The following is a 9,473-nucleotide window of genomic DNA, read 5'->3' as shown; positions in this document are numbered from 1 at the left end:
AACTTCCGCCACGACGTAGATTAACGGCGGAAATTATGCGTGGCCGATGGCCGTTGATCTGTCGAATAAATTCGATTTTTCAGGGAAAGAGGCACGTCTTTTGGAATGCTTCAAAAAGTCGATCGGGTGGCTTGTGACGGGGAACAAAAAAGCGTGCCGCAGGGAAAGGGATTGGCTTGGCGGGATGGCGCGAGATCGCCTGGAGGGCTCACGCATTCTGCGGGCGAGGAGGGTAAAGTGCGATGGAGGAAGATAAGTTCATACAGGGGAAAAGCGGCCCCATGGATGGGCAGGCAAGGCAGTCTGCGGGCGCCTTCTCTGCCCTATCCCTCAGAAATGTTCAGTCTTCTTCCACCCAGTCCACCACCGCCCCCAGCGAACGCAGGTTTTCCACGAACTTGGGATGGGCGCGCCGGATCGGCAGCGCATTGCGAATCTCGGAACGTCCTTCGATGCTGGCCGCCACCATGAACAGCGCAATGGCCACCCGGATGATGTAGGGACTTTCCACCGAGGCCGGCGACAGTGGCAGACCGCCGAAGGTGATCAGGCGATGCGGGTCGCCCAGGAACACGTGGGCACCGAACTTGGACAGTTCGCTGCTCCAGCCCATGGCGCCATCGTAGATCTTGTTCCAGAACATGGTATTGCCTTCGGCCTTGACCCCCAGCGCGATGAAGATGGGCAGCAGGTCCACCGGCAGGTAAGGCCAGGGCGCGGCTTCCACCTTGGTCAGGATATTGCTGGTGAAGGGCTTGACCACTTTGAGCGGGCCGTTCTGGCGGGTGTGCGACCAGCCGTTTTCATGCACCACTTCCACCCCGAACTTGGCGAAGGTGCGGTCGATCAGCGGAAATTGCTCAGGTGCGCTGTTGCGCACCCGCACCTGGCCACCGGTGATGGCGCCCATGGCCAGGAAGGTGGCGATCTCGTGGAAGTCCTCATCGAAGCGGAATTCGCCGCCGCCCAGCTTGCCGCCACCTCGCACCGTCACGCGCGAGGTGCCGATGCCTTCGATCTCTACGCCCATCATGGCCATGAAGCGGCAGAACTCCTGCACGTGCGGTTCCGAGGCGGCATTGGTGAGCACCGATTCGCCAGCGGCGGCGGCCGCGCACAGCACGAAGTTTTCGGTGGTCGTGACCGAGGCATAGTCCAGCCAGTGGTGGTTGGCCTGCATGGCGGCGCTGCGGATGATGAGCGAATCGGGACTGCTTTCTACCCGTGCGCCGAAGCGCTGGAACACTTCCACGTGGGGATCGATCTCGCGCACGCCCAGGGTGCAGCCCTTGACGTCGTTTTCCAGCCGCGCTACGCCAAAGCGCGCCAACAGCGGCGGCACCAGCATGATGGAAGAGCGCATTTCCTCGGGCAGGTGATGCACTTTGGGATCGAAGCGGGTCGCGCGGTGATGCAGCTCCAGGATGCCGCTGGCATAGTCCACCGCGACCTCGCTGCCCAGCACGCGGAAGATCTCCAGGATCTTCTTGACGTCGGTGATTTCGGGAATGCCGATCAGGCGCAGCGGCTGGTCGGTCAGCAGGGTGGCGCAGAGGATGGGCAGGACAGCGTTCTTGTTGGCAGAGGGGGTGATGTCGCCGCGTAGCGGGCGGCCGCCGTGTACGATGAGATTGGACATGAACAATGGATGTGAATCGATGTGGATCAGTCTGACGTGGGCGCCGGATGGTAGGGCGCCCCGGCCTGGAATGGACAGATTATGCGCCGCCCGGTTGCAGCCAGGGAAGCAAATTGTGGGTGGGAAGAGGCTTGTCTTTTTTGCTATTTTCTTCACTTTAAGTTATCCACAGCTGAAGTGTGCTGCAGCAAAGTCCAAGTTTCCGTATCATGGCCGGTCTTGGATGAATGCACCGACTAAGGTTTCGACGATGTTTTGCACGCAGCAGTCCCGTTCCGGTAATGATTTCCCCTTTTTCCTGTTGCTCCTGCGCCGTGCCGGCCTGCTGGCCCGGCTGCTCCTGTGTAGTGCGCTGCTGCTGGTGTTGAGCGTCATTTCCGGTAAAACCAGCGAGGCCCAGGCCGCCACCTCCACCGCCGGCAAGCACCGGGCCGTGGCCACGGGCGTCAAAGGCCGCAAGCGCAACCTGCGCAAGAAGACGCCGGTGCAGAGCAAGGCGCGCGCGCCTTCCCACCCCCGGCGTCATGGACGTGGCCGGGCGCATGGGGCGGCAACAGCGGCGGCGGCCGTGACCGCAGCGGGAGCGACGGCGGCAGCGGTGACTGCGGCTCCGGCTGAGGCCAGCGCAAAGACTGCCACGGCTGTGGCCACCAACACCAAGCCCGAACTGCTGCCGCGCTGCGGCTTCACCGAAGCCTCGCGTCGCCACCTCTTCTCGCGCGGCATCTACGTGCTCGATGAACAGACCAATACTCCGCTCTTCGAACGCGATGCCGACACGGTCGCGCCCATTGCCTCGGTGACCAAGCTGATGACGGCCATGGTCTGGCTGGACCAGAAGCCGCTGCCGCTGGCCAACCGGCTGGAAGTGAGCGAGGACGACCTCGATACCTTGAAGTTCACCCATTCGCGCCTGAACGTGGGTGCCAGCCTGTCGCGTGCGGACATGCTGCATATCGCCCTGATGTCTTCCGAGAACCGCGCCGCTGCGGCCATGAGCCGCGACTATCCGGGTGGTCGGCCGGCCTTCATTGCGGCCATGAATGCGCGTGCCCAGGCGCTGGGCATGAGCCATACCCATTTCGAGAATGCCACCGGACTCTCGCCGGAAAATGTTTCCACCCCGCGCGAGCTGGCCGAGATGGTCAAGGCCGCCAATCGTTACCAGTTGATCCGCAACGATTCGCTGGACAAGCAAAAGATGATCAACATCGGTCGTGGCCAGTTGCAGTACATCAATTCCAATCGCCTGATCCGCTATGGCCAGGTCAATGCCACGGTGCAGAAGACCGGTTTCATCAACGAGTCCGGCCACAACATGGTATTGCGCCTCTTGGTGCATGACCGCCGTCCGGTGATCGTCACCATGCTCGGCAGCGGTAGCGCCGATGGTTCGCGCCTGGATGGCGTGCGCATCGCCAAGTGGCTCAACTGCTCGCTGAACTGAGGACCAGGTCGTTGGCCTGCTCGGCCCGGGCCGGCCGGTACAACTGCACCCGGTTGCGCCCGGCGCGCTTGGCCTGGTAGAGCGCTTCATCGGCGGCCTTCACTACTTCCTCCATGCTCTGGTGCAAGTCACGATCCAGGCAGGCTACCCCGATACTCAGTGAAAGTCGCCCGAAGGGGCTGCGCTCGTGCGGGATCTTCAAGGCCTGCAAGCTCGTGAGGATATTGCTGGCTACGTGCAGCGCGCCTTGCGCATCGGCTTCGTCGAGCAAGGCCACGAATTCCTCGCCACCGAAGCGACCGGTCTTGTCGCATTGCCGTGCCACCGCTCCCTGGATGCAACGGGCCACCGCCACCAGCGCATAGTCGCCAGCCTTGTGGCCGTAGGTGTCGTTGTAGAGCTTGAAGAAATCGACATCGGCAAACAGGACCGCAAAGCGCGTGGTGCTATTGCGCTGGCTTTTGTGCCAGGCTTCCTGCAATGCTTCGTCCAGGGCGCGGCGGTTCAGCAGCGAGGTCAGCTTGTCGGTGCGGGCTTGCTGTTCCAGTTGCAGGTCCAGCTTGCCGCGCCGGAAGAACTCCTCGCGCAGGCGGCTGATGAGATAGATGCTGGCGGTGCTGAAGGCCGCCGTGAGCAGCAATACCGCATAGAACATGCGTGTCCAGTCGCGAAACAGTTCGGCCTTGGTGCGACCGATGAAGACCACCCAATTGGTGTGCGGCACGCGTACATAGGCATACAGGCGCTTGACCCCATCCTGTCGCGAGCGGGCGAAATAGCTGCCCTGCTGCGGCGCTTGCGGGGACGTCATGCGCTGCAGGTCGGGGACGTTGTCCAGGCGCGAACCGATGAAGGCTTCGTCGTAGGGCAGGCGCATATAGGCCACGCCACTGGTCGTGTAGAGCGACATGACCGCATTTTTTTCCAGCGACAGCCCCTCGAACAGTTGGCGGAAGTAATCCAGGTACAGGACCATGAAGGCGATGCCGGCAAAGCGCCCATCGGCATTGACCAGCCGCTTGGACAGGACCAGCACGTGCAGACGTCGCTCCATGCGTACCGACAGTGGCGATGAGATGTAGAGCCCACTGGCCAGCTCATGGCGCTGCTGCTCGAAGAAATCGCGCCCGGCAAAATTGCCCGGCATGATCTCGGCCAGACTGGGCGAGCCGACGATGAGTTCACCCTCGGCATTGACGATGCCCAGTGCAGCGATGTAGCTGGCTTCGACTTTTTCGCCCAGCAGGAAATCGAGTTGCTGCGCCGGCGGCATCTGGTGCAACTGCGTATGGCGATACCGCCACACCAGGCTGTCCAGTGCCAGCGAGAGCAGTTCGACGTTGCGCGAGATCGAACGCTGCGCGATGCGCGTCACGTTCAGGGCGTGGTTGATGGACGTGCGTTCTATCTGCCGATAGCTTTGATAGAGCACGATGCTGGTGATGATGACCGCCATCAGTGCAAGCGAACTGATGGTCAGGGTCATGTTGCGTTTGAGGCGTTTGATTTTAGTCTCCCCTACCTTTGACAGGCGTTCCCCGGCTCAATATCGCATCGGGATTGGCGCTTGGCAATGAAAAGGAAACCGATAAAAAGCTTATGTCATCAGGCCATAAATATTGGCCGAGGATTCGCCCCACAAGGCGTCCTGGTCGGCAGCGCAAAGCCGTTTGGCGGCCCATTCCCGCACCACTGCCACCACCCGTGCATAGGATGCTGCCAGCAGGCAGACCGGCCAGTCCGAGCCGAACATCAGACGCTGCGGGCCGAACAGTTCCAGTGCCGTATCCAGGCATTGCACGATGTGATCGAAGTCGCGCGAACACAGGCCGCGCAGCCAGTCGGCTTCGGTCAACAGGCCCGAGATCTTGCAGGCCACATGCGGCATGGCGGTCAGCTCGCGCAACTCGCGGCGCCAGCGTTCATAGGCGGCGCGGCCTTTGCGGAATTCCTTCAGGGCGGGCTTGCCGAGGTGGTTCAAGACGATCCAGTGCTGGTCGTGCAGGGTGCATAGCTGGCGTAGTTGCGGTAGGTGGCGTTCATGGGCCAGCACGTCCAGCACGTAGTCGCGCTCCTGCAGCCAGCGCACGCCGTGGTTGAATTGCGGCTGGGCCAGCAGCAGGGCGGCGTCGTCCGTTTCCGGCATGGCGTGACGCAGACCCAGCAGCTTGTGGCGGCCCCATTGCTCCATGCAATCGGCCAGTTGCGGCGAGGCGATATCGTCCCAGCCGATGACGCCGACGATGCGCGCATCGCGGCGTGCCATCTCCAGCAGGAAGGCGGTTTCTTCGCGCCCGGGGCGTGCCTGTACCGTGATGGAGGCGTGCAGGCCTTGCGCCTCCAGCAGCGGCTGGAACTGGTAGGGCAGGCGGTCCTGCGCCAGCAGGTCCATACCGGTACCGATCCAGGGATAGTCCTCGGAACGGTAGCGCCAGAAATGCTGGTGCGCGTCGATGCGCCGCGGCCCCTTGATGCGTTGCACCGGGGCCGGTGGCATGGTCATTTCACGGTGCAGGGTCAGCATATCAGTGGTTGTGCCGTGGCATGGTCTGCGCCACGCCCTGGTACTTCAGGGCCAGTTCCATGCAGGCGCCAGTTTCCAGTTGGCCCACCGTGCTGCGATAGATTTCCTGCCAGGGGGTCTGGCTGGGCGGCACCGGCGGGATGCCCTCGCTCTTGCGGCGCGCCAGCTCTTCCTCGCTGATGAGCATGTTGCACTCACCGGTGTTGAGGTCGATGCGCACGCGATCGCCATCGCGCAGGTAAGCCAGGCCGCCGCCCACGGCGCTCTCGGGCGAGGCGTTGAGGATGGAGGGGCTGTCGGAGGTGCCCGACTGGCGCCCATCGCCCAGTGTGGGCAAGGTGGACACGCCGCGCTTGATGAGCGCATCGGGCGGTTGCATGTTGACCACCTCGGCCGAGCCGGGCCAGCCCACGGGACCGGCGCCACGGATGGCCAGCAGGGTGTTTTCGTCGATTTTCAGCGCTGGATCGTTGATGCGGGCATGGTAGTCGTCCGACCCATCGAAGACCACAGCGCGACATTCGAAGATGTTTTCCTGGCCGGGGGTGCTGAGATAGCGCTCACGGAAGGCTTCGGAGATGACGCTGGTCTTCATGATGGCGAAGTCGAACAGGTTGCCCTTCAACACCAGGAAGCCGGCGCGTTCGCGCAGCGGGGCGGCAAACGGGTAAATCATTTCGCGGTCGTTCGATTGGCGACCCTGCAGGTTCTCGGCCATGGTCTTGCCGCTGGCGGTGATGCGTTCGGCGCGCAGCTTGCCGGCCTGCTGTAGCTCCCACATGATGGCCGGCACACCGCCGGCACGGTGGAAACGTTCACCCAGGTACTTGCCGGCCGGCTGCATGTTCAGCAGCAGCGGCACGTCGTAACCGTACTTCATCCAGTCTTCCGAATGCAGCTCCACGCCGGCATGACGCGCCATGGCCATGATGTGCGGCTGGGCATTGGTGGAGCCGCCGATGGCGGCATTGACCACGATGGCGTCGAGGAAGGCTTCACGCGTGAGGATGGCGGAAGGACGCAGGTCTTCATAGGCCATGCCGACGATGCGCCGGCCCGTCTCGTAGGCCATCTGGCCGCGCTCGCGATAGGGCGCAGGAATGGCCGAGCAGCCGGTCAGCGACATGCCCAGTGCTTCGGCCATGGCGTTCATGGTGGAGGCGGTGCCCATGGTGTTGCAGTGGCCGGAAGAGGGCGCCGAGGCGGCGGCGATTTCCAGGAATTTCTCATTGTCGATGCTGCCCGCTGAGAGTAGCTTGCGGCCCTTCCAGATGGCCGAGCCGGAACCGACCAGCTCGCCATCCATCCAGCCATCCAGCATGGGACCGCCCGAGAGCACGATGGCCGGGATATCAACGGTGGCCGCGGCCATGATCTGCGAGGGCGTGGTCTTGTCGCAGCCGGTGGTGAGCACCACGGCATCGATGGGATAGCCATGCAGGATTTCCACCAGGCCCAGGTAGGCCAGGTTGCGGTCGATAGCGGCGGTGGGGCGGCGGCAGTTCTCGAAGATGGGATGCAGCGGGAACTCCATCGGGATGCCACCGGCATCGCGGATGCCATCACGCACCCGCTTGGCCAGTTCCAGGTGGATGCGGTTGCAGGGACTGATGTCGCTGCCGCTCTGGGCGATGCCGATGATGGGGCGGCCCGAGCGCAGTTCCTCGGCGGTGATGCCGTAGTTCATGAAGCGCTCCAGGTAGAGCGCAGTCATGTCGATGTGGTCGGGATTGTCGAACCAGTCTTGCGAGCGGAAGCGACGGGGGGTGACGTTTGGCTTGTTCATGGATTCCTCTGGCCCGCAGGCGTATGGATGGGTTATGCGCCCAGCCAGCCGGCGTCGACGTAATATTCGCGGCCGCTGCACTTGGCGCCGCTGTCGGAGGACAGGAACAGGGCCAGGGCCGCGACATCATGCGGATCGACGCGCACGGGCAGGCATTGCGCAGCCAGGATTTTCGCCTCTTCTTCGGGAGTGTGCCAGAGCAGGGTCTGGCGCGGGGTACGGATGGCGCCGGGGATGATGGCGTTGACACGCACACCGTCGCGGCCGAAGTCGCGTGCCATGCCGTGCGTCATGCCTTCGATGCCGGCCTTGGCGGTCATGTACAGGGTCAGGTCGGGCAGGCCCAGGTGCCAGGAAATGGAACCGAAATTGAGGATCACCCCGCTCTTGCGCTCGCGCATTCCCGGCAGCACTGCCTGGGCGCAAAAGAACTGGTGGCGCAGGTTGACTGCCAGGCGTTCATCCCAGTAGGCGGGAGTGACGTCGGCGGTCTTGTGGCGGTCGTCGTTGGCGGCATTGTTGATGAGGATGTCCACGCCGCCGGCAATGGTTTCGATCTCGGTGAAGGTGGCGCGCAGGGCTTCCAGGTTCATCAGGTTGCAGGGGAAGAAGCGCGGGGCGACCGGCGCCGCCTTGAGCGCTTCCACCAGAGCTTCGGAAGGGGCGGTGGCGATGTCCAGGAAGTACACCTGGGCGCCTTGCGCGACAAAGGCTTCTACCAGTGCCGCACCGATGCCGCTGCCGCCGCCGGTAATGACGACCCGCTTGCCGGCGAGGCTGCGATAGAGGGCGTGTTCGAAGACGGGGGTAGTAGCTGCGGTCATGCTTGGTACTCCAGAGGATAAGATGGGCAGCAGGTGCGGCCCGGAAACGATATAAACAGTTTTTGCTTGTTGCGCTCAGCGGCCCGAACGGGTGCTCACGTCCACCCACACGGCCAGCACCAGGATGCTGCCCTTGACGATCATCTGCCAGTAGGTGCCCACGTCCAGCATGGACATGCCGTTATCGAGGCTGGCCATCACCAGCGCGCCGATCAGCGCGCCGTAGATGGTGCCGGAGCCGCCGCGCATGGACGTGCCGCCGATGAAGCAGGCGGCAATCGCATCGAGCTCGCCCATGTTGCCCGCCGAGGGCGATCCGGCGGCCAGGCGGGCGGTATTGACCAGCCCGGCCAGCGCGCACATCAGGCCCATGATGCCGAACACCCACAGCTTGACGGCCTGCACGTTCACGCCCGACAGGCGGGTGGCTTCCATGTTGCTGCCCACCGAATAGATGCGGCGGCCGAACACGGTCTGGGTGCTGACGTAGCTGAACAGGCCCAGCAGTGCCAGCAACAGCAGCACCGGCACGGGAATGCCGTCATAGCTGTTGAGCGTGCGCACGAAGGCCAGCAGCACGGCGCCGATGACGGCCACCTTCAAGCCGTCGCGCCACAGCGCCACCAGCGGCAGGCCGTGACGACTGCGGTTGACGCGGCTCATCCAGGTCAGCGCCAGCGCCAGCACGAACAGGGCAATGCCCAACGCGGCACCGATCTGCGGCGGCAGGTAGCCCTGGCCCAGGTAGACCATGTTGTCCGAGACCGGGGCGATGGTGAGGCCACCGGTAATGCCCAGCAGGATGCCGCGGAAGGCCAGCATCCCGCCCAGGCCGACGATGAAGGAAGGGATGCCCAGGTAGGCGGTCAGGTAGCCATTCAAGAGCCCCATCCCCAGGCCGAAGCCCAGCGCCAGCACCAGGTTCAAGGCCAGTGGCAGGTGGTAGCTCACGTCCAGCAGCGCGGCGATACCCCCCAGCAGGCCCAGCAGCGAGCCCACCGAGAGGTCGATTTCGCCGGCGATGATGACCAGCACCATGCCGCAGGCGAGGATGCCGGTCACCGACATCTGGCGCAGCAGGTTGGAGAGGTTACGGGGTGTCACGAAACCGCCATCGGTCATGAAGCTGAAGAAGCCCCAGATGATGGCAATGGCGATGAGCAGCGCGATGATCTTGTAGCGGCGGAACACCTGCTTGAGATTGGCCATATTGCCCATGTTGCTCAGAGTGCTTGAAGTCATACCGGATTCAC

At 63.4% G+C, this 9,473-nt stretch carries 7 protein-coding genes; 1 reads left to right on the top strand and 6 read right to left on the bottom strand.

The features are described from left to right. Window positions 1-340: 340 nt before the first annotated feature. Window positions 341-1,639 carry a UDP-N-acetylglucosamine 1-carboxyvinyltransferase gene (locus tag RC54_RS23330; RefSeq protein WP_058897180.1) on the bottom strand — a complete coding sequence of 433 codons (1,299 nt, stop codon included), beginning with the start codon at window positions 1,637-1,639 and terminating at the stop codon, window positions 341-343. 250 nt (window positions 1,640-1,889) lie between these two features. On the opposite strand from RC54_RS23330, the gene RC54_RS23325 reads away from it, so the two are divergent. Beyond that, window positions 1,890-3,086, top strand: a complete 1,197-nt coding sequence (locus RC54_RS23325; RefSeq protein ID WP_061788510.1) for a serine hydrolase — start codon at window positions 1,890-1,892, stop codon at window positions 3,084-3,086. Here the strand turns inward: RC54_RS23325 and RC54_RS23320 are convergent. From RC54_RS23320 to RC54_RS23300, 5 genes are all read right to left on the bottom strand, one after another. Continuing rightward, a complete protein-coding gene (locus RC54_RS23320) occupies window positions 3,067-4,572 on the bottom strand; it encodes a sensor domain-containing diguanylate cyclase (protein ID WP_058897178.1) in 1,506 nt (501 codons plus the stop codon). The two genes, RC54_RS23325 and RC54_RS23320, sit on opposite strands and share 20 nt — an antisense overlap. 111 nt (window positions 4,573-4,683) lie before the next feature. After that, window positions 4,684-5,610, bottom strand: coding sequence for an L-fucono-1,5-lactonase (locus tag RC54_RS23315; protein ID WP_061788509.1), 927 nt, complete (start codon window positions 5,608-5,610; stop codon window positions 4,684-4,686). A gap of 1 nt (window position 5,611) precedes the next feature. After that, window positions 5,612-7,396 (bottom strand): IlvD/Edd family dehydratase, encoded by a 1,785-nt coding sequence (locus RC54_RS23310; protein ID WP_058897176.1) that lies wholly within the window; start codon window positions 7,394-7,396, stop codon window positions 5,612-5,614. Between the two features lie 32 nt (window positions 7,397-7,428). Next, window positions 7,429-8,220, bottom strand: coding sequence for a D-xylose 1-dehydrogenase (xylB, locus tag RC54_RS23305; RefSeq protein ID WP_061788508.1), 792 nt, complete (start codon window positions 8,218-8,220; stop codon window positions 7,429-7,431). A 75-nt stretch (window positions 8,221-8,295) separates the two neighbouring features. After that, on the bottom strand, window positions 8,296-9,462 hold the full coding sequence (locus RC54_RS23300; RefSeq protein WP_197416645.1) for a sugar ABC transporter permease: 1,167 nt from the start codon (window positions 9,460-9,462) through the stop codon (window positions 8,296-8,298). Window positions 9,463-9,473: the final 11 nt, after the last annotated feature.

It is taken from the genome of Herbaspirillum rubrisubalbicans, from assembly GCF_003719195.1.
In the GTDB taxonomy this organism is placed as follows: Bacteria; Pseudomonadota; Gammaproteobacteria; order Burkholderiales; family Burkholderiaceae_D; genus Herbaspirillum; species Herbaspirillum rubrisubalbicans.
The sequence above is the reverse complement of the archived record's forward strand: the minus strand, read 5'-3'. Positions and strand labels throughout refer to the sequence as shown.